The sequence below is a fragment of the Vibrio sp. 1CM23M genome, assembly GCF_023161755.1.
In the GTDB taxonomy this organism is placed as follows: Bacteria; Pseudomonadota; Gammaproteobacteria; order Enterobacterales; family Vibrionaceae; genus Vibrio; species Vibrio coralliirubri.
The window spans coordinates 471,783-491,720 of sequence record NZ_JALNTR010000002.1 but is presented as its reverse complement, the minus strand read 5'-3'; the positions used below and the strand labels follow the sequence as shown (position 1 = coordinate 491,720).

Here is a 19,938-nt window from a genome sequence, read left to right as displayed (position 1 = left end):
GTCATGAATTGTATTTAGTGGCTTTGGCAATGCTGAGTATATATGTGTCGGTTACTGATTTTCTCTATCGCAAGATACAAAATTACGCCCTATACGTATTACTCTTCTTGCAGTGTTTCATATCCCCGTTAGATATTCAAATAATGAGCTTTTTACTGATGTTAGGTGGAGGGCTTATTCTTTATAAGCTGATATGGATTGGAGCGGGTGATATTAAATACGCCGTTATTTTGTCACTTACCATCCCTTTTGATGACTTATTGTTGGCGTATATTTTGACGGCTTTTTCTGGTGGTATTTTAGCAGTTACTTATCTAATGAGTAAAAAATTAATAAGAGAAAATGCCCATTACCAAGAGGGTATTCCATATGGGATAGCCATTAGCATTGGATTTTACTTAGTCATTTTAACTCAATCTACGCCACATATATAAACCTCCAAGAATGAGAACATTATGAGATCTCGACTGGTATTACTTGTTGCCATTGCTGCCTTAATAGTTGGCGCGCTAGGCGTTGTCGATTTGTTGAAGAGTGAACCTCAACCGACAACGACCGCTGAAGTGGTGGAAGAAAAAAGTGAAGAGTATGTTTCTGTTTGGATGACCACGGAACCTTATGAAAAAGGGCTTCCGCTCGATGCTCAAGGTGTCGTCAAACAACAACTCCCTCTTAGTAAAGCATTAACGTTTGGTGTCAGAGAAGACGCCCAAATCAGCTTTTCACCCTCTATTTTGTTAAATCGAAACCTTAACGCCGGCGAGGTTGTACTGCCTGAATATCAGGTGACGCCTGGCCAGCCTGGATACATTGATCTTCTTGTTACGGACGGTATGACGCTATACCCATTAAAAGTCAGCGACAAAAACCTAATTAACGACTACATCCGACCGGGTTCGTTTATCGATGTTCTGACGGTGAGTTCTCCTAATGCCAACTTGGCTGGCAATATCGATAAGCCAAAGCGCTTTAGAGGAGTGAAAGCCTCAATGTTTCTTAAAAACGTCAAAGTCCTCAACATCGGAAATGACGAAACAGGAGACAGTTCTGTCACTGCTCGATCTCCGAGCAAAGAGGACGGACTGACTACGGTAGTCATTGAAGTTAGCCCCGATGAGTTACCAAAGCTCGCACTAGCCCAGCGCACAATGCACGTCGAAATTTATCGAAGCCAAACCTATACGCAGCCTGAGTTCGCGGAGGTGCGCAACATTATTGATAACTATACCGGGATTGCTGAGTTACGCGGTAATGAGAATAATCCTAGAGAGGCTTTGTAATTATGATTCATCATCGAATCAAGCAAGCACTGCGTGTTTCCATGTTGGCACCGCTGATTGGCTTACTTTTTATAACACACAGTTTTGCTGCCGATCGCTCCATTACGCTCAACGATGGTCAGCACATCAAATTCAAAAGCCCGATTGGCCAAGTGTTCATTAATAAACCTGATATCGTTGACTACAAGGTAATCAATGACAACACCCTAGTCGTGTTCGCCAATAGTATTGGGCAGTCACGTCTGATCGTTTACGGAATTGACGATGAGGTATTGCTTTCCGATCGCATTATTGTTGATTTGAATCTGACGGATATTAGGCGTCAACTCAAATTTCATTTCCCAGATGCCAAGGTCAAGGTTCAATCAGTGGGAGAGCAAGTTGCCGTTAGTGGTCTTGTTGATTCAGAAGCGACTCGTGACGACATCTATCGTTTGGTTGCCACTCTGCTAGGACGAGAAAAAACCGAGAAGTGGGACAAAACTCAGAAGCTAGAGTTTAAATCCGACAACTCTGATTATGAAGAGCCGGAAAGTATGGTCTTTGCGCGCAACATGACGTGGGAAGGGATCATCGAACGTATTGAAGTCGCGACTACCCAGCAGGTGAACGTCAAAATATCGGTGGCTCAAGTCACCGAATCGTTTGGCCAAACCGTTGGTGTCGATTGGAGCTCAGTGGGCTCGAGTGTTGGCGAGTTTGTTTTCGACCAGTTTGATGCGGCTAACCTAAGTACATTAATCACTGCGTTAGGTAACGATCAGATTGCAGAAGTGTTGGCTGAGCCTAACTTAACCGTGTTATCTGGTGAATCTGCAAGTTTCCTTGTGGGTGGTGAAGTCCCTGTTATTGTTTCTACCAGCAGTAACGTCAACATTTCATTCAAAGAGTTCGGCATCAAACTCGACCTGACTGCCAAAGTGCTTAGCCAAGACAAGATCCGTATGCAGTTAGCGCCGGAAGTGAGCGAAGTAGAGGGCTATGTCGAAGCGGCAGGAATCAAAGTCCCACAATTGGCTTCACGACGTGCGATGACAACCGTTGAACTGGCCGATGGCGACAGTTTCGTTCTTGGTGGCTTGATGAGCAGTGCTGACTTGGAAAAAATGCAAAAAATCCCTTTTGTTGGCGATATTCCAGTACTTGGCGCTGCATTCCGCAAAGCAACCACAGAAAGAAAGCGCACTGAATTGATCATCGTTGCGACCGTGAATCTTGTGGAACCGATGAAACCGAAAGACATTCAACTGCCTTACATCAAGAAGACCTCTACATTAGCGCGTTGGCTCAACGTTAAGTGGGATGGCAAGTCGGTGACTTCTTCTGATGCAACGATTCGCTTGTTGTCGCAAGGAGGGTTTATCCAATGAAGAAACTATTATTGATGGCGTTATTTACCTCTTCACTTTTGGGCTGCGCCTCTGAGCAATATTTTGTCGGGCATGGCTCTGAAGCCTTGGTGTACAAAGAGCATCATAACTTTGAGTTTGCGATGAAAAACCGTACTGAAGCGGCCAAGCAGCTCAAAGGATTGATTCAGGATATTGAATCCATGGACAAAGAAGCAACCTATGTTGTGGATTACAAATCAATTCGTAGCAAAGCGATGTTGCAAGAGATTTTCAAGCAATATCCATCGCATGTCATTGCGCCACAAAGAGTGGTGTACCGAAGTGCTCAGTTGTTGCCTAACGACTTAAATATTCAGGTGACGCTAACACGTTTGAAGACTCAAGAATGCACGCCAGCACAGATTCATGTTCGTTTGAGGCAGCCAGACTGCTTTGCTGAATCGATGCGTTTGAAGCAAGTGGCCTACAAATCAAGATTGGTAGGAGAACAATAATGTTTGACTTGACGAAAGCATTAACAACAAAGGCCAAGCCAACTCCGACCGCAACAACAGGCGTTGCCGGGTGTACTTTGTTCTATCAATCTCAAGAGTGTTTAGACCTTGTTCAAGAGGTCTTCCGCTTTGAAGGGTGGAGTGATCCTGCATGCGTCAAAGCCAAAGCGGGCTTGACCAAACTAACAGAACAACAGAGTAGCCATATCGTTATTCTGGAACTCAATGAATCGACCAATGTTGTTGAAGACGCTAAATCTTTTGCAAGCAAACTGCCCACCCATAAAGGTGTGGTCGTGATTGGTAAAGAGGATGCCATTTCTACGCTTCGTTCTCTTAAAGAGATGGGTTTCTATTACGTTTTTTGGCCGGTGAATAAACAAGAATTCGCGGACTTCTTAAATCATGTTAGCAAGAACCTTAAGACTTTCTCTGGTGTAAGCCAGAAACGCAAAGCCAAGCGAGTCGCGATTGTTGGTGCCAAGGGCGGCGTTGGCGCGTCGTTTATCACCACGGAGTTGGGCTCACTGTTATCGACTCAAGGCTCGGACACGATTCTTGTCGATCATCAATATGCCGATACCAACATTGATGTCTTGCTGGGTCTCAAAGACTTCAAGCCGCGAACCATTGATGAGTTTACAGCGCCATTGCATGAAATGGATGAAGAAGGGGCGTTGAGTTACTTAATCAACGCTCGCAAGAATTTACGTCTGTTAGCGATTGATGGCGACATGAGCCAAACCGATGTTCTTAATTACAACCAAACCTTGTGCGAGTTGTTAGCGCGCAACGCCAACTTCATTATTGAAGACTTTTCGGGTGGTGTGGATTTCAAAGTTGAACCTCAACTCTTGGTAGAAAACTTTGATGTGGTGGTGCTGGTTTTAGATGCGTCGGTGTCTTCAGTAAGAAGTGCGAAGCGATTGTTTGAGAAAGTCTCCAACTTACAGCTTTCGTTATCGTCGCGTACTCGTGTGATTACCGTGGTGAACTACCATCGTCCGGAAAATGCTTACGTTCTACAAAAGCCCGATCTGACTAAGTATTTAGGCGCAGAGGTTGATCTAGAAGTCGACTACTGCAAAGCGTTGGCACACATCATTATCGATGGCAAAAGAGGTCATAAGCATGACCGCCACATTAGCCGTTCTATGGAACAGCTAGTGAAGTTGATTAATGGTCAGCCTTTAGATCACAAGAGTATGAATTCTTGGTTGAAAAAGGTGCGTGCTAAATGAGTTCTAACAAAGACTTATACCTCGCATTTCGTGGCCAAATCTTTGAAGCCCTAGATGCAGAAGCGGTTCAGAAAATGAGCCGCCGAGACCTTGAATCCCAAATACAAGCGGCCGTTGACCTGTTGGCGAATAGCTACCAAAGACCAATCACTTCGATGATGAAGTCAGGCTTGGTGAAAAGCTTAATCGATGAACTGTTTGGTCTGGGGCCTTTACAGCCTTTGGTCGAAGATCAGTCCATTTCCGACATCATGGTCAATGGGCCTAACAACATCTTTTTCGAACGACACGGTAAGGTCAAAAAATCCGAAGTCTCATTCGTGAATGAAGAGCAGTTGTTAGCTATAGCCAAGCGTATTGCTTCACGTGTCGGAAGACGTGTGGATGAGCTTTCGCCAACGGTCGATGCCAGGCTTGAAGATGGTAGCCGTGTGAATATTGTGATTCCGCCGATTTCATTGGATGGCACATCGATCTCTATTCGTAAGTTTAGAGAGCAGAAGATCGGCTTTGAAGATTTGATTGGCTTTGGGTCGATGTCTCCAGAGATGGCTCGAGTGCTGATGATCGCTTCTCGCTGTCGCATCAATGTGTTGATTTCTGGCGGTACAGGCTCAGGTAAAACCACGTTGCTCAATGCGTTGTCTCAGTATATTGCTGAAGATGAACGCATCGTTACCATTGAAGATGCGGCCGAGCTGCGCCTGCAACAACCCAACTTGGTACGACTAGAAACACGTACCTCAAGTGTTGAGCAAACTGGAGCAGTAACTCAGCGTGAGTTGGTTATCAATGCGCTTCGTATGCGTCCAGATCGAATTATTCTGGGCGAGTGTCGTGGATCTGAAGCGTTTGAAATGCTGCAAGCCATGAATACGGGTCACGATGGCTCGATGTCTACATTGCACGCCAATACGCCGCGCGATGCGATTGCTCGTGTTGAATCAATGGTGATGATGGCGAACTTGAATCAACCGCTTGATGCGATTCGAAGAACGATCGTCAGTGCCGTTCAGATGATTGTTCAGGTTAACAGACTCCGTGATGGGTCTCGTAAGATCACGAGCATCTCTGAAATCGTTGGTTTGGAAGGTGAGAGCGTAGTGATGGAAGAGATCTATCGCTTTCGTTATGACGACGCGCATTACGGAGAAAACGTTAAAGGCGAATTTGTTACTGACGGCATCATGCAACGTTCTGAGCTAGTCAAAAAAGCACAATTCTTTGGGCTCTATGACGAGCTTATCGCATCGTTTAAGGGGGCATAACATGCTTTGGGTTTCATTAATCCTGTTCGCGTTTGTGCTGCTTTTGATCCGAGATTCAAAGGTCAAAAAGGTCTACCAATTTTTCAATATCGAAGAAGCGGAAGCGGAAAACTTTAATGCGATTAACGTTAAGTCATTAGTGCGCAAGCAGGGTTGGCAAAAGTTCAAAGATTCCATCTCGCCAACATTAATGGTGTTGGGCCCGAGATCGTCGTTGTACATCGCCTTATATATAACGGGTAGCCTCATCGCGTCTTGGTACATCGTTACTGATCTACTATCAATCACCAACTCTTGGTTGGTACTGGGTTCATCTTTGATGTTTACCTTTTTCGGCTATCGTTTTCTGGTCACAAGAAGGCGTCGAGACTTTGAGAATACGTTTCCTGATGCGCTGAATATCCTAATGAGTGCCGTCACGGCGGGTGATAGCTTAATGCAAGCCATCAGTTATGTAGGTGATGTCATGCACAACCCGATTGGCCGTGAGTTTAAGCTAATGGGAGAGCGACTGAAGTTAGGCGAATCTCCCGAAGTTGTGCTTCAACGATCGTGTAAAAACTATCCGTATCCAGAGTTTCTGTTCTTTACCGTGACGATCAGGGCGAATATTGCTCGAGGTGGGCAACTCAAGGGGGTGTTAGCGCGGTTAATTAGAGTACTGGTCGATTCTAGAACACTAGAGAAAAAGAAAATGGCGATGACTTCGGAAGCTCGAATCTCCGCCAAAATCGTTGCGGCTATTCCTCTGATTTTTATGATTATTCTTAACTACGTTAATCCGGCGAATGTGGATTTTGTTCTCTACGATCCAGAAGGAAGGATCGTTCTGTTTTACGTGCTGGGTAGTGAGCTTTTCGGTTTGTTCATTGTTTGGCTATTAGTCAGAGGGGTACGCGCATGATGTTACTGGCCTCCCTTATTGTGTTGTTTTTTTCGCTACTCTTTTTGATTATCGACTCTATTCGTAAAGATCAACGACATAAGAAAGTTGCGCTCTATATTGGAGATAGCTCGGCTCGCGCACCTTCTCGCGTTAACCGTTTTTTCGTTCGTTTTGGTAAAGAACATCGCCATGAACTCGAGCAAAAAATGATTGAGGCGGGGTACTACAACACTGAGTGGGCGAAATTTTATTTTCCTGCCAAGTTACTGGTATTGGCGTTGGTTTCTGGGTTGGTGCTGTTGGGGGATATGACATCGACCAACAAACTGGTCGTGGTTATTTTCGCGCTGATTGGCGTCATTGTCGTTCCAGATACCTTGTTGCAAATGCGACGTAAGATGTTGATCAGCAGAACCTCAGCGCAACTGCCGTATCTGCTCGACATGATGTCGGTATGTGTGCAAACCGGTATGACGATTGAAGCCGCGCTGGTCTATCTGGGAAAAGAGTTGGCTGAATTTGATTCAGACCTTTGTTACCAAATTAAACGCACATCGGACTCGGCGAAGATCCACGGACTGGAAAAGGCGCTTAATGATTTGAGTGAACGCATCCCGACGCCACCAGTACGAAGCTTTGTGCTGACCATCATCCAAAACCTGCAATACGGAACATCCGTGGCGAGTGTGTTAAGTGATCTCGCTGAAGACATGCGAAAAGTTCAAATTCTTACCGTTGAGGAGAAGGTGGGTAAGCTCTCTGCGAAGATGAGTGTGCCTTTGATCCTCTTCATTATGTTTCCGATCGTTATCTTGATTCTCGCACCGAGCATCATGCAAATGACATTGAACATATAGGGAGTTACCAGTGATTGGAAAACGTATCTGTCTCATTGGGTTAGCGTTTAGTGTGTTGGCGGGCTGTCAATCAGCACCGTCACAACAAGACTTGCAGCTTGCCGACGTCGCTAGCATGGAAAAAGTGAACAACTATGACGGCCTCATTAGCTATTACAAGGCTGAGTTAGCGCAAGGCTCCGAAGACCCAGAGGTAAAAGAGAAACTGGCTTGGGCATATTTCCATAAAGGGGATATCGAGTCGGCTGACTTCTATGTTCAACACTTGCAAAAAGAGGGGGTTGAAAATCCCAACTTGTATCAGTTAGAAGGACAAGTGTTTGATGCAAAAAATGACGTTGCAAGTGCCATTGCTGCTTATATGGCGTCAGTAGATGCGGGGAATACTACGGGTCAAATTCACGTGTTACTCGGCGTGTCATACACCAAAGTTGGAAGATTCAACGAAGCGTACCAAGAGCTCAACCGAGCACGTTTACGTGGTTACGACGATGTCGTTATTAAGAACAACATTGCGATGATTCAAATGGCCAATGGCGAGTATCAACAGGCGATCGAAACGTTAGCCCCAGTCTTAAAAGAAGACCCGGCAAATAAAATCGTAAAAGCAAACCTGGCTATCGCGCTGATGAAAACTCAGCAAATCGATTCGGCCAAAAAGTTACTTAAAAGCGATTTCTCAGCAGAAGAGGTCCAGAGCATTGCCGCTGAATTAACTCAACTAGGAGTTAACGATGAAGCGTCTTAACAAGCAGAAAGGAGTCACGGCGATTGAGTTTGTGTTGGGTGCGCTTGTTCTGTTTTTCGCTACCTTTGCGATTTTCGAATCGAGTTACCAGATCTATGTCGTGAACATGACCGAGTATTCGCTCAGAGAAACCATCAGGAATACCAAAATCTATGAAGGCAAAGGGATCAACGAACAGTACGAGAACAAGTTCAGATCGTTAATTGAAGACGATGACAATCTATGGAGTTTTCTAATTGATAGCTCACGGTTCTCCATCGCCGGTCAGTACTTCAAAACCTATGACGATTTTATCGCGAACAGAGGACATTCTGATCAAGGCTTGAACTTCAATTACGACTTAGCCGAAATGACGGTGACTTATCGTTATACACCTGTGATTAAACTCACCGGTGCCGCTGACAGAGATATTTCACGCACCATGGTTTTGAACTTAGAACACGAAGGGTGGGAAGATGATGTTCCGTAAACAACGTGTGCTTTCTAAGAGGCGCCAGCAAGGTTCGTACACCATTGAGCTAGTTTTCATTCTTGTGGCCTTATGGGGCGTTTATTTGTTTGGAGCGGACTTGAGCTATCAATTACTCGCCCGCGCCAAGCTTGATCGATCCAGCTTTGCCCTAGTCAATGTTATCAAAGAGCGTACTCGTTATTTTGAAGCCGATGTGTTGGCAGGAAAGAACTTAGCCGTGACTAACACTGAGCTATTAGATATGACGAAAGTGGCAAGCCGAATGCTCAATACACCAGTAGACAGTGTGGCGATCAAGATTGAGTCGTTGACCAATAAAACGAATGTTGCTGAGTTCACATCGAGCAAATATAGAAGTTTAAATTGCCAAACGGATTCGATTCTCGCGCATGCAGATCTAGCTCCGGTAGAGAAGGGAGTTGTTTATCCACTGTATCGAATCAGCCTTTGTGAAGAGCAAAGTTCTTGGTTCAAACCCTTCTTCAACGGTGGCACCAGTACCACGGTTAAGATTGGCTCATCTTCAATAATGCCTGGGAGGTAGTGAAATGAAAATGCAGCATGACCGCCATATCAGTCGCCATCATCTCAGTCTTCAAAGACAGCAAGGGGTAGCTGCGGTTTGGATGGGCTTATTGCTCGTGCCAATCATGGGTATGACTTTTTGGGCGGTTGAAGGCACACGTTATGTTCAAGAGACCAGCCGATTAAGGGATTCAGCAGAGGCGGCGGCGATAGCGGTGACCATTGAAGATCAACAAGATCAGGCTGGTAGGCTAGCAACAAAATATGTCGAAAACTACGTGCGAGACATTAAATCAACCAACCTCTCTGCAGACCGGTTCCATCAAGCGGAAGATGAGGGCGCTGGGGTTCTTGAATACATTCAATACACAGTGAATGCCAAGACCACGCACGACTCTTGGTTCGCGAGCAGCTTTATTCCTTCATTTGATCAGCAGCAAGATTTGGCGGGGCGTTCGTTAGCTCGAAAGTACCCGGTTTACTTAGGTGATAACAACATCGACATTGTTTTTGTGTCGGATTTTTCTGGTTCTATGGATGAGCGATGGGGTTCAAATCGACATAAAAAAATCGACGATTTGAAAACGGCCATCTACGAAATATCAAACAAGATCCTTTGTACGTCGATTGACCAAGACTATGTCGATGGCGAGTGGAAATACGTTTGTGACGAGCCGGGAGAAGACACAACCGGAGACAAGCTGCTTAACCGAGTTGGCTTTGTGCCTTTTAACGTTCGAACGAGGGAAATCGTCTCGGGAAATCAAGCGCGGGCTACAAGCCAGTTGAGCTACAAAGACAACTATAAAACGAATGTATCACCATATTCCTACAACGATGTTGACTGGGATTACTGGCGTACGTATTCGCAGAATCAGGTGATCAACTGTGCGAATTGGCAATCATATTGTCCCAATCCAAAAGCGGACAATCGACGGTACGCAAAACGCATTCAGGATGTGATCTATCAAGATAATTACTTGGTTGCAGATGTCTACAACTACGTTGATTTCCCTAGTTCGGTATCGACGATGTTTACTGACAAGTCGGGGCTGCAGCCTGATTTCTATGGTGTGAGTGGAACAAAGCTATTTAACGCGCATGGTTCTTCCAATTCATCGCAGTTTTCGAACATTCGCCTATCGAACAAGCTCTCAGATTTAGACCCGATTAACTCGATGTGGGCAGATGGAGGTACAGCGGCGTTTCAGGGCATTTTGAGGGGCTCTCAAGTTCTCCATGATGGTGACCCGAACAGTTCCGTTCAAGAAGAACAACAAGCTTACAACAAGAAAATCAAGATGCTACTGATTTTGAGCGACGGGCAAGAGAGCCCTAATAACGGCATCCTCAAAGGACTTGTCGATAGAGGCATGTGTGACAAAGCAAGAGAGGAGATACCCGGCTTATACATAGGTGTTATTGGTATCGATTTTCGAGCGTCTCAACAAAGTGGTTTTCAAGACTGTGTTGTGGATTCCAATGAAGACATCATCGATGTATCTAACCTCGATGAATTGATTGAAAAAATAGAAGAACTCATCCGTAAAGGCTCAAAAACAAGCGGAATCACTAAGTTGTACTAGAGGAAAATATGAAAAAGTTTATGGTCAGCTCAATCGTCTTATCGACATTGCAATTTAGCCTTATCGCCCATGCGGAAGAAGGCATCAATGTCTATTGCGACACTGCGTTCAGTGAATATCAACATAGTGTTAGGGTTGATGATGTCGTGGGTATCGCGCAGCACAGACAGGGCTTTTTACAAATTGAGCAGCAGTCTGATAGCAGTGAGTTAAAACAAGCCTTGGCAGGTCAATCTAATCTAAGTACCAATCAATCCGGTTGTAAGACTTGGATCAGTAACCAAGAGCGTCAAGGATTGTTGGCCCGTCTTCATTTTGGTTTTGACCAACACAACTTATCGCCGATGGGTAGCAAAGCACTGAGCCAACTTGCAGGCGAGTTAAAGGCTAACGGCAGTGCGATTACGGTGGATGGACACACTGACAGCACCGGCGCAGAAGGTTATAACCAAGCATTGGGTCTTCAAAGAGCACTGACGACATCGGATGGTTTAATCGCGGATGGTGTAGAAAAGAATCGCCTTGTTATACGCTCATTTGGTGAAAGTAAACCTATTGCGTCCAACGCAACGTTAGAGGGTAGAGCCAAGAATAGACGCTCAGAGATTTGGGTCTCTGCGAACGATGCCACTGAATTAGAAAATTAAGATGTAGGGTTTGGTTGTTGCTTAGTACTAGGTAATAACCGTCCTAGATTGTCGCTCTTGGGATTTTTGTTACAACGTATACTAATGAATATTCGATTAAGTTTAACTATCTGATACTAAAGAAATATTAATGCTTTTTGATAAGTTCTCTTCTGAAGGGATGCAAAGAAATATCGATGTCGATACTTGGGTATCTATATTGGATAACATACGAGACATAATGGACGCATCGAATGCGGGCATCATCATGATCTCTGATTTGAGTTGCTCTGGTTCTGAGAGTGTGTGGAGCTCCTCAAACATATCGTGTAACCAACATAAGAGCAAAATTAGCCTCTTTTGTGAGTATGTGCATAACGAAAATCGCACGGTCTATTTGAGTGGTCATGCTGGGGGTGATTCCGTTTCTGCGAATGGGGCGGATGCTTATAAGTCGTTTTGTGGCGTCCCGGTAAGAGATATCGATGGCGAAGTGTTTGCGGTGCTCTTGGTGTTTGATTTAAGCCCAACAGCGTATACCGAGAGCCAAGTTAGCTTGATTGAAAACATATCGACTCTATTGCGTTCTGAAATTCTATTAAAAGAAGAGAGCCGGATTTTATACAAGAATAGTCATTTTGATATCATGACAACGCTGCTTAATCGAAGGGGATTCTTCCACGAATTCAACAAAGCAAACATCAGCGATGGAGAGGTTGTTTGTTTGTATTTTGATTTGGATAATTTGAAATACATCAATGATACGTATGGTCACTTCAAAGGTGATGATTACATATCTGGCTTTGCGTCATGCATTAAAAACAATTCAAAGTACAACACTATATCGGCGAGAGTCGGCGGTGATGAATTCATTGTCGTCATACACTCAGAAGAACCGGGTTTTGCTCGTGAGTTGGTCAATAAAATTCACGCTGAATTCCATGATTTCATTGAAGGCTTTCGTTGTGATGATGAGGTTTCACTCGGCTTTTCATATGGTTGTGGTACGGCAGATTCCCGAAGTTTCAATATCATTAATCTAATAAAGTCCTCCGATGAAAACATGTACCTCAATAAGAAAAACAAGATTTAGATGTTCGTGACAGGCGTAAAAAAGCCCACGAGCGTGGGCTTAGATGTAGATGTATGTGTAATATCTTTCTAAACTATGCGCGAATGATCATTTGTTCGCGCTCTGGACCTACCGATACCATCACGATTGGCACGCCCATTAGCTCTTCGATACGAGTAACGTAATCTTGTGCTGCTTGAGGAAGGCTCTCAAACGTGCGGCAACCCGTGATGTCTTCATCCCAGCCAGCCATATCTTCATATACAGGTTTTAGCTCAGCCGTTTGTGGCCAAATTGGGTTCTCAGTATGCTCACCTGAGTAAGCAGTACAGATCTTAAGTTCAGACAAACCAGACAGGCAATCAATCTTAGTCAGTGCGATTTCAGTCGCGGCTTGTAGGTCAACGCCGTTGCGAGTTGCTACCGCGTCGAAGTAACCCATATCACGTGGGCGGCCTGTTGTTGCACCGTATTCGTTAGAGCTTTCGCGGAAGCTGTCTTGCTCTTCCATTGCCGTAACAAGCGTGCCAGTACCAACAGACGAGCTGAATGATTTAGCAACAGCAATAACGCGTTCAGGGCGAAGGGCAGGTAAACCGCTACCAATGCCTGCATAAGCTGCGGTTACATTCGAAGACGTTGTCCAAGGGTATTCACCGTAAACAAGGTCGCGACCTGCGCCTAACTGAGCTTCAAACAGTAGGTTTGCGTCTTGTGATTGCAGTGCTTTAAGCGGCTCAGTTACGTTGCAGATGAACGGGCGCCAAGCTTTAGTCACCTCAAGTAGCCATTCTGTCATTTCAGAAGCAGTCTGAGAGAAGTCACACTGAGGGTATAGAGCTTTAAGTTGAGGCATCTTCCAATCAAGTAGGAATTGAATACGCTGCTCCAAAATCTCAGGTTGATTTAGCCAACCAACAAGAATGCCTTTCTTCATTACACGATCGCCGTAAGCAGGTGCAATACCTTGACGTGTTGAACCGTAAGCACCATCGCCCAAACGCTCTTCTTCAAGCGTATCTTCAAGAGCGTGTAAAGGGAGACACAGTGTTGCACGATCGGAGATCGCCATTTTCACTTTGATGCCAGCCGCTTGTACTTCTGCAATCTCTTGAGTTAGCGCAGCTGGGCTGATCACCATGCCAGGGCCAAGAACCGCTGTACAATCAGGATTAAAAATACCACTAGGTAGTTGGTGCAGTTTGAATGTACCGAAGTCATTTACCACAGTATGACCCGCATTGTTTCCGCCTTGAAAACGAATGCTAGCAGAAGCTTGGTCTGCTAAAAAATCGACGATGCGGCCTTTGCCTTCATCACCCCAGTTTGCGCCCACAACAACGATAGATGGCATAATTTTTCTCCTAACTGATTGAGAAATCATGTTAGGCCTACAAGGTGGATAAGAGAAATTAATTATCTTTATTATCTTGATAAGGATTCCATATATCCTTAAAGTCTTAATCTACAAACAAGATTCCCTATCGCGTTCGTTCCTCACTGTAGGGAATGACGATAATTAGTAGATAAACTTCAAAATAACCGTCATTCCAGAACCGAGGAACGAGGTATCAGGAATCTCAAACCACAAGCGAGATTCCCTATCACGTTCGTCCCTCACTGCAGGGAATGACGATAATTGGTACAAAAACTTAAAAACAACCGTCATTCCAGAACCGAGGAACGAAGAATCTGGAATCTCAAACCACAAGCGAGATTTCCTATCGCGTTCGTTCCTCGCTGTAGGGAATGACGGGGTGGGGTGTAATTCGTCGTAGAGAGTGACGCGATTGCAGTACCTTACAACTGGAAGTGACGAACCTAAAGTCGACTCGGTTTCTTGGCGTCATTCCAGAACCGAGGAACGAGGTATCTGGAATCTCAAACCACAAACGAGATTCCCTATCGCGTTCGTTCCTCACTTTAGGGAATGACGATGTGAGGATATTCCGCACAGAAGGGAGTGACGGAAGGGCATTCTTCATTTTTAGGGAATGATATAAGTGACACGAGAGAGAGGACATGATGCTCGATATTAATTTGTTGAAGACGTTTGTGACGCTAGCGGAATATAAGCATTTCGGGAAAGCGGCCAATGCATTGCACATGACGCAGCCTAATGTGAGTTTGCATCTGAAACAGTTAGAACAACAAACACGCATTAAGTTGATAGAGCGAAGCCCATTTCAATTGACTCAAGCGGGTGAACGGCTATTGGAAACAAGCCAAAGAACGCTGCTCGAACTGCAGATTTGTCAGGCTGATCTCAATGCCATTAACGACCTTAAAATAGGGACGTTAACCATTGCCGTGAGCGATATTATTTCTCGATTCTTGCTAATTCGCCCGTTCCAGAAGTTTAAAGCGCAGTATCCCGGTATTGACCTTACGCTCTTGAATACCACCTCATATCAGGCATCGAGTTTAGTTAAAAATGCTCAAGCGGATATTGGTTTTGTTATCGCCAAAGAGCAGCACAACGAGTCATTGTATTTCACTAAGCTGCAAGAGCTTTCTTGGTGTGCGCTTGGCGATGGGTTTGATATCCAAGACTCTGATGCAGAGCTCACATTGATTCTACTGGGTCATGATACGAGAACGCGTGACTTCATTGATGAAGGATTACCGAGTCTTAATCTCCCCAATTACAGGGTAATGGAAGTAGGGAGTGTCGACGCTCAAATCGACTGGGCAGAAGCCGGCTTTGGTGTGGCTATTGTCCCGGAGTTCGCGGTATCAACCAAACATCATCTGAATTCAAAAGTGACACCATTGACCAACTTCTCGAGCACCAGCCTCGGTTATATTGTTAGGCAGAACCAAGTCTTGTCGAAAGCGACTAAGCAGTTGTTAGGGTGGGTGAATGATGAGATTATTTCATTGCAAAACAAATAAATACAATCATTGAGTTTGATTGAATTAGCCCACCTCGCGTGGGCTTTTTTGTCCCTGAAAAGCCCAGTTTTTACTGAATCAATAATCTTTGGAAGAAACTAGCGCTCACCATTAACTATTCGTCCCGCAAATCAGAGCTTCAAAATTCATCGTTGACAAACTTTGATAATCAAACTAAATTTGAACTAATTACTTTGATTGTCAAATTACTTGTCAATCAAAGGGCTTTTATTAACAACGATAATCTAACCACAAACATCAGCTAAGGACGCCATTTTGAGTTTTCCAACACGCCACCAACACAACTTTTCTTCACATAACAGTCAAGGTGAGAAACGCACGTTCTATGTCCTGTTATTGACCGTCGTTACCATGGTTGTCGAAATCGTTGCAGGTACTATTTACGGCTCAATGGCGTTACTTGCCGATGGTTGGCACATGGGGACGCATGCAGCGGCGTTTGGCATCACCTTATTTGCATACCGATATGCGAAGAAAAATGCCGAGAGCGAACGTTTCTCTTTCGGTACTGGTAAAGTCAGTGTGCTAGGGGGCTACACCAGCGCGATTGCATTGGGGATTGTGGCATTGTTGATGCTGGTGGAATCGGTGCATCGTTTGTTTAACCCACAAGCGATTCAGTTCAATGAAGCGATCATCGTTGCCTGTATCGGTTTAACTGTGAATCTGGTGAGTATGTTTTTACTTGGTGATCACCATCATGATCACGGACACGAACATGGCCACAATCATAGTAAGAATCACGGTCATTCACATAGCCATGATCATGATAGCGACCATGGTCATAAACATGGCGAGCATCACGGACACCATCATGATCACAATCTACGCGCAGCCTACATGCATGTGTTGGCGGATACTCTAACTTCGCTTCTTGCGATTGTCGCGCTGCTATTTGGTAAGTTTTACGGTTGGAACTGGTTAGATGCAGCAATGGGAATGGTTGGCGCATTCGTGATTGCCAAGTGGACGATGAACCTTATGAAACAAACCAGTCCAATCCTACTTGATGAGAATATCGACCAAAATTATCGTGACTCAGTGACAGAAACCTTAACGCCCTATGCATCGGTCACCGATTTCCATATGTGGAAGGTGAGTGGGCATCACTATTCAGCAGCGATTACTCTTGAATCAAACAGTGATAAAACCGTCTCTGAATATAAACAAATGCTCGCCAAGTTTGATAAGATTAATCATCTTACTCTTGAAGTGCATTCAAACGACCATGCGAAATATAGAACAGCTTAACCAAATACTGACTGAGTTCTACGATAAAATGTCTTCGTGGGAGCAGTCTGTTGTCAAAGAGACGGGTTACTCCCTGGCTCAAGTACACACCATTGAAGTACTTGGTATGCATGGCGCGTTAAGAATGAAAGAGCTCGCTGAAAAGTTGGGCATCACCACGGGCACACTTACCGTTCAAATCGAAAAGCTGGTTAAAGCCGAATTAATTGAACGCCATGAACACCCAACGGACCGTCGTGCAATTGTGGTGGCATTAACTGATGAAGGTCAGAAGATCCACGTCCACCATAACCAGCTTCACTTGAATTTGGTTAATGAGCTGACGCAAGACATCGAAGAAGACGAGAAAGCGGTGTTATTGAAGTGCCTAACCAAGATGGTGAAAGCGTTTTAGTCAGAGTTAAGTTCGCACTCTAATTATTAGCTGCAAAGCGATTGATTAAGAAATCCAAAAATGGACCTGACTCGAATTGAGTAGGTCCATTTTTTTTACCATTTACGATCGACTGTACAATGACCAATCGATGGATTCACCGTTTAAAAATCAAGTCAAAACCTCCAATATTGCGCTTCGTTTTTGCTCCTCTGATGAGCCAAAAAAGTGTCATTTCTAACCCTAAGGTCAATAATCGCCCAAAGTGTTTTAATTCAAAGCCTTACATAGCAAGGTGTTCAAGCCTTTACGCTCCGTCAAATAGCTGTCTCTCACTTTTATCATTCAACTAATGTACATGTAATAAATTTGTGTTATTGATAAATTTAACTTTAGTTGGCTGTTTCATTTGCTGTTTAAATGCAATTAAGAACGTCATAGCTAGTGGACTTAGAAGCCACAGTTTTAGACGCTCATTATCGATATAAAAACCATAACAATAATCAGGTCGCGCAAGTTGGTTATCCATTCTTTGATGCGATTTATTTAGATATTCATAGTTAATTTAGTAAAGACGAGCCACGTATATGAACATAAAGAAAAAGCTCTATTCGTTGGGGATGTTCTCCATCTTCGGCATGATTTCACTGCTGTTTACCACATCACAATTTGCAGACACCACCGCTCAAATGAGCGAAGCCAAACAAATAACCAAGGAACTTGAAGTGCGTTTGCTCAACCTTCGCCGTAACGAGAAAGATTTCTTACTGCGTAGTGATATGAAATACCTCGACAAGTTCGACGTAAATTACAACAAATTCTTAGCGTCTGAATCCGAACTAGATACAGTGCTCAGTGATTTAGGTTTAGCCAACAGCACACACCTACGTGAAGACATCGAAACTTACCACACCAGCTTTGTTAACCTAGTAAAAGCGAGCGAAGTCTATGGGCTAGCACGTGACAAAGGCCTGCTAGGCGAGTTTCATGTTTTGCTCGATAACATCAGCGCGACAGCCAGTGCTGAACAAAAAATTGAGCTTTACCTGTTCAATGACTTAATTGAGAAGGGGGAGTTTGACCCGAGTGTTCTTTCTATAACTTCGAATATGAGTAGCTCAGCGGCTTTGATTGACGCTGCTCGCCAAGTGGTTGAGCAAAAGCGCGTGATCGGTTTGAAGCATAACGAAGGCCTGCTAGGCGAAGCGCGTTCTGGTTCACACGTTATTGAGACTCAGTTTAAAGAGTTCTCGGCGGTGTTAGACCAACAAACGCAGCAAGAGATGGACAAACTATCGCTGATCAACAACATCCTTTGCGTCACACTACTTGTGTCGATCATTCTGTTCAGCTGGTTAATCGTCCGTTCTATCATTGGCAAAATTGAGTCACTGCTTTCGGTTATCCGTAATATCGTTAATTCAAACGATGTGTCTATTCGTTCGCACCTAGATGGTAAAGACGAACTCAGCACGCTAGGCCAATACTTCAACCAATTGCTTGATCAGTTGGAGGGCTTAATCGCGGCATCTCAATCTAAGTCACTGCAACTGACACAAAGCACATCAAACATGCATGATGAGCTAGAGTCAGTAATCAAACAGTTTGAAGTTCAAGCAAATCACACCTCAACCATGACAACGTCAGTGCAAGAGATGGTACTCACCATTGGAGAGATCTCAGAAAGCACATCGGTTGCGGCTGAAGGTGTACATCAAGCGAAAGTGAATGCGGATAAAGGACGTGAAGTGGTGGTTGAAACCATCAGCAACATCACCCAGTTGTCTGAACGTCTTTCAAGCAGCCAAGATTCGATCAGCTCACTGAACCACCATGTTGACCAAATCGGCGATGCAGTAAACATCATCCAAGGCATTGCAGAACAAACTAACCTATTGGCATTGAACGCAGCCATTGAGGCAGCACGTGCGGGTGAACAAGGTCGTGGCTTTGCGGTAGTTGCCGATGAAGTACGCGCACTAGCAAGCAGAACACACCAATCGACCACAGAGATAACTTCAGTGGTTAGTGCAATTCAAAGCCAGATGCAGGCGTCGATGACAGAGATTGGCGAGTGTAATCAACAAGGCCAACTAACACTTAAAGATTCAGAAGAGCTGGATGCAAGCTTGCAACTTATCTTGAGCGATATGGAAAGCATCCAAGGTAATTCAGAGCGTATTGCCTCAGCGATTGAAGAGCAGGGCGCAGTAATGGCGCAAGTAAGCGACTCAATCACTGAGCTGAACACTATCTCGAACGACAATAACGCTTCGGCGCAGCATTGCTTAGTTGAAGTGGACAAGGTAGCAGAGCAAGCGAACGATATGGACCAAGCGGTCGCGCAGTTCAAGACTTCGTAAACAACATAGAACTTACTAAAACAAAAGGCGTGGATCATCTGCGCCTTTTTTGTGTCTGAAATTCAACTAGATAAATGACTAGAATAAAAAACGGCCCGATCTGGGGGAAGATCTGGGCCGTTATGTTACGCATTAAAGGGGAGTTACTTATTTCGGCCTTCCAGCACATCCAGTGCCAGTTCAACCGCTTTATCAATATTGTCGCATCCCGCTAACTTACCTGAGCTGATAGGACCAAGCACATTAGCGTATAACGAGAGCTGCTTGTTAAATGGCAGGCTCAACTGCTCATATAAACGCTGGCGAATCTCGGCATGTTGCTCAGGAGCGTGAGCAGCAAGGCTTTTCAAAGTGTCATAAACAAGAGTGGTGGTAGTGTTCATTCGTCTCTTTATCATTAAGTGGGAGGCGCTTATTTTATAATCTTTTCGTATTCTTTTACTGTGATATAAGTCATACAATATTATTAATGTTTTGAGGGAAGCCTAATACTGCTTTCAAAGCAGACCCTGAGATCGCGGTCTTTTCTACACTTTCAATATTATTACGTACCAAGTACAAATAATATCTTTACAGCGTACCAAATACGCATTAATATTTCAGCCAATTATAAAGTGTCTAAGTAGGA

The 19,938-nt window shown here is 44.5% G+C and carries 21 protein-coding genes; 18 read left to right on the top strand and 3 right to left on the bottom strand.

The window, feature by feature from the left end:
* Positions 1-8 precede the first annotated feature (8 nt).
* The 14 genes from MSG35_RS07540 to MSG35_RS07475 all read left to right on the top strand — a co-directional run bounded on the left by MSG35_RS07540 (position 9) and on the right by MSG35_RS07475 (position 12,428).
* Entirely contained in the window at positions 9-434 is a 426-nt protein-coding gene (locus MSG35_RS07540; protein WP_248383907.1) for a prepilin peptidase, read from the top strand.
* Positions 435-455: 21 nt separating this feature from the next.
* Positions 456-1,280, top strand: coding sequence for a Flp pilus assembly protein CpaB (cpaB, locus tag MSG35_RS07535; protein WP_248383574.1), 825 nt, complete (start codon positions 456-458; stop codon positions 1,278-1,280).
* On the top strand, positions 1,280-2,650 hold the full coding sequence (locus MSG35_RS07530; RefSeq protein ID WP_248383906.1) for a pilus assembly protein N-terminal domain-containing protein: 1,371 nt from the start codon (positions 1,280-1,282) through the stop codon (positions 2,648-2,650). Before cpaB ends, MSG35_RS07530 begins: the two co-directional genes overlap by 1 nt.
* Positions 2,647-3,126 (top strand): hypothetical protein, encoded by a 480-nt coding sequence (locus MSG35_RS07525; RefSeq protein WP_248383573.1) that lies wholly within the window; start codon positions 2,647-2,649, stop codon positions 3,124-3,126. Before MSG35_RS07530 ends, MSG35_RS07525 begins: the two co-directional genes overlap by 4 nt.
* The gene (locus tag MSG35_RS07520) at positions 3,126-4,367 is read left to right on the top strand and encodes a chromosome partitioning protein ParA (protein ID WP_050621444.1); all 1,242 of its coding nucleotides are present in this window, start codon (positions 3,126-3,128) and stop codon (positions 4,365-4,367) included. The genes MSG35_RS07525 and MSG35_RS07520 overlap by 1 nt, the downstream gene beginning before the upstream one ends.
* Positions 4,364-5,635, top strand: a complete 1,272-nt coding sequence (locus tag MSG35_RS07515) for a CpaF family protein (RefSeq protein ID WP_248383572.1) — start codon at positions 4,364-4,366, stop codon at positions 5,633-5,635. Before MSG35_RS07520 ends, MSG35_RS07515 begins: the two co-directional genes overlap by 4 nt.
* 1 nt (position 5,636) lies before the next feature.
* Positions 5,637-6,539, top strand: coding sequence for a type II secretion system F family protein (locus MSG35_RS07510; RefSeq protein WP_146491467.1), 903 nt, complete (start codon positions 5,637-5,639; stop codon positions 6,537-6,539).
* Positions 6,536-7,378, top strand: coding sequence for a type II secretion system F family protein (locus tag MSG35_RS07505; protein ID WP_248383571.1), 843 nt, complete (start codon positions 6,536-6,538; stop codon positions 7,376-7,378). The genes MSG35_RS07510 and MSG35_RS07505 overlap by 4 nt, the downstream gene beginning before the upstream one ends.
* Before the next feature lie 10 nt (positions 7,379-7,388).
* The gene (locus MSG35_RS07500; RefSeq protein WP_248383570.1) at positions 7,389-8,126 is read left to right on the top strand and encodes a tetratricopeptide repeat protein; all 738 of its coding nucleotides are present in this window, start codon (positions 7,389-7,391) and stop codon (positions 8,124-8,126) included.
* Positions 8,113-8,595, top strand: coding sequence for a TadE family protein (locus MSG35_RS07495; RefSeq protein WP_248383569.1), 483 nt, complete (start codon positions 8,113-8,115; stop codon positions 8,593-8,595). The genes MSG35_RS07500 and MSG35_RS07495 overlap by 14 nt, the downstream gene beginning before the upstream one ends.
* A complete protein-coding gene (gene tadF, locus MSG35_RS07490) occupies positions 8,585-9,142 on the top strand; it encodes a tight adherence pilus pseudopilin TadF (RefSeq protein ID WP_248383905.1) in 558 nt (185 codons plus the stop codon). Before MSG35_RS07495 ends, tadF begins: the two co-directional genes overlap by 11 nt.
* Positions 9,143-9,152: 10 nt before the next feature.
* A complete protein-coding gene (locus MSG35_RS07485; RefSeq protein WP_248383904.1) occupies positions 9,153-10,709 on the top strand; it encodes a TadE/TadG family type IV pilus assembly protein in 1,557 nt (518 codons plus the stop codon).
* Between the two features lie 8 nt (positions 10,710-10,717).
* The gene (locus MSG35_RS07480; protein ID WP_248383568.1) at positions 10,718-11,356 is read left to right on the top strand and encodes an OmpA family protein; all 639 of its coding nucleotides are present in this window, start codon (positions 10,718-10,720) and stop codon (positions 11,354-11,356) included.
* A gap of 130 nt (positions 11,357-11,486) precedes the next feature.
* Complete coding sequence (locus tag MSG35_RS07475) at positions 11,487-12,428, top strand: sensor domain-containing diguanylate cyclase (protein WP_248383567.1); 942 nt, start codon at positions 11,487-11,489, stop codon at positions 12,426-12,428.
* Positions 12,429-12,501: 73 nt separating this feature from the next.
* On the opposite strand, the gene MSG35_RS07470 is transcribed toward MSG35_RS07475, so the two are convergent.
* Both MSG35_RS07470 and MSG35_RS07465 read right to left on the bottom strand, forming a co-directional pair.
* Positions 12,502-13,761: an adenylosuccinate synthase gene (locus MSG35_RS07470; protein WP_248383566.1), complete on the bottom strand. Its 1,260-nt coding sequence runs from the start codon at positions 13,759-13,761 to the stop codon at positions 12,502-12,504.
* 165 nt (positions 13,762-13,926) lie between these two features.
* Entirely contained in the window at positions 13,927-14,118 is a 192-nt protein-coding gene (locus MSG35_RS07465; RefSeq protein WP_248383565.1) for a hypothetical protein, read from the bottom strand.
* A gap of 311 nt (positions 14,119-14,429) precedes the next feature.
* Between MSG35_RS07465 and MSG35_RS07460 the strand changes: the two genes are divergently transcribed.
* The 4 genes from MSG35_RS07460 to MSG35_RS07445 all read left to right on the top strand — a co-directional run bounded on the left by MSG35_RS07460 (position 14,430) and on the right by MSG35_RS07445 (position 19,310).
* Positions 14,430-15,302 (top strand): LysR family transcriptional regulator, encoded by an 873-nt coding sequence (locus MSG35_RS07460; protein ID WP_248383564.1) that lies wholly within the window; start codon positions 14,430-14,432, stop codon positions 15,300-15,302.
* Between the two features lie 276 nt (positions 15,303-15,578).
* Positions 15,579-16,574, top strand: coding sequence for a CDF family Co(II)/Ni(II) efflux transporter DmeF (gene dmeF / locus MSG35_RS07455; RefSeq protein WP_248383563.1), 996 nt, complete (start codon positions 15,579-15,581; stop codon positions 16,572-16,574).
* Positions 16,552-16,968 (top strand): MarR family transcriptional regulator, encoded by a 417-nt coding sequence (locus MSG35_RS07450; RefSeq protein WP_017059185.1) that lies wholly within the window; start codon positions 16,552-16,554, stop codon positions 16,966-16,968. The genes dmeF and MSG35_RS07450 overlap by 23 nt, the downstream gene beginning before the upstream one ends.
* Before the next feature lie 617 nt (positions 16,969-17,585).
* Positions 17,586-19,310, top strand: coding sequence for a methyl-accepting chemotaxis protein (locus MSG35_RS07445; RefSeq protein WP_248383903.1), 1,725 nt, complete (start codon positions 17,586-17,588; stop codon positions 19,308-19,310).
* Positions 19,311-19,453: 143 nt separating this feature from the next.
* Here the strand turns inward: MSG35_RS07445 and MSG35_RS07440 are convergent, their stop codons facing one another.
* Positions 19,454-19,693, bottom strand: coding sequence for a PAS factor family protein (locus tag MSG35_RS07440; RefSeq protein ID WP_004733935.1), 240 nt, complete (start codon positions 19,691-19,693; stop codon positions 19,454-19,456).
* Positions 19,694-19,938: the final 245 nt, after the last annotated feature.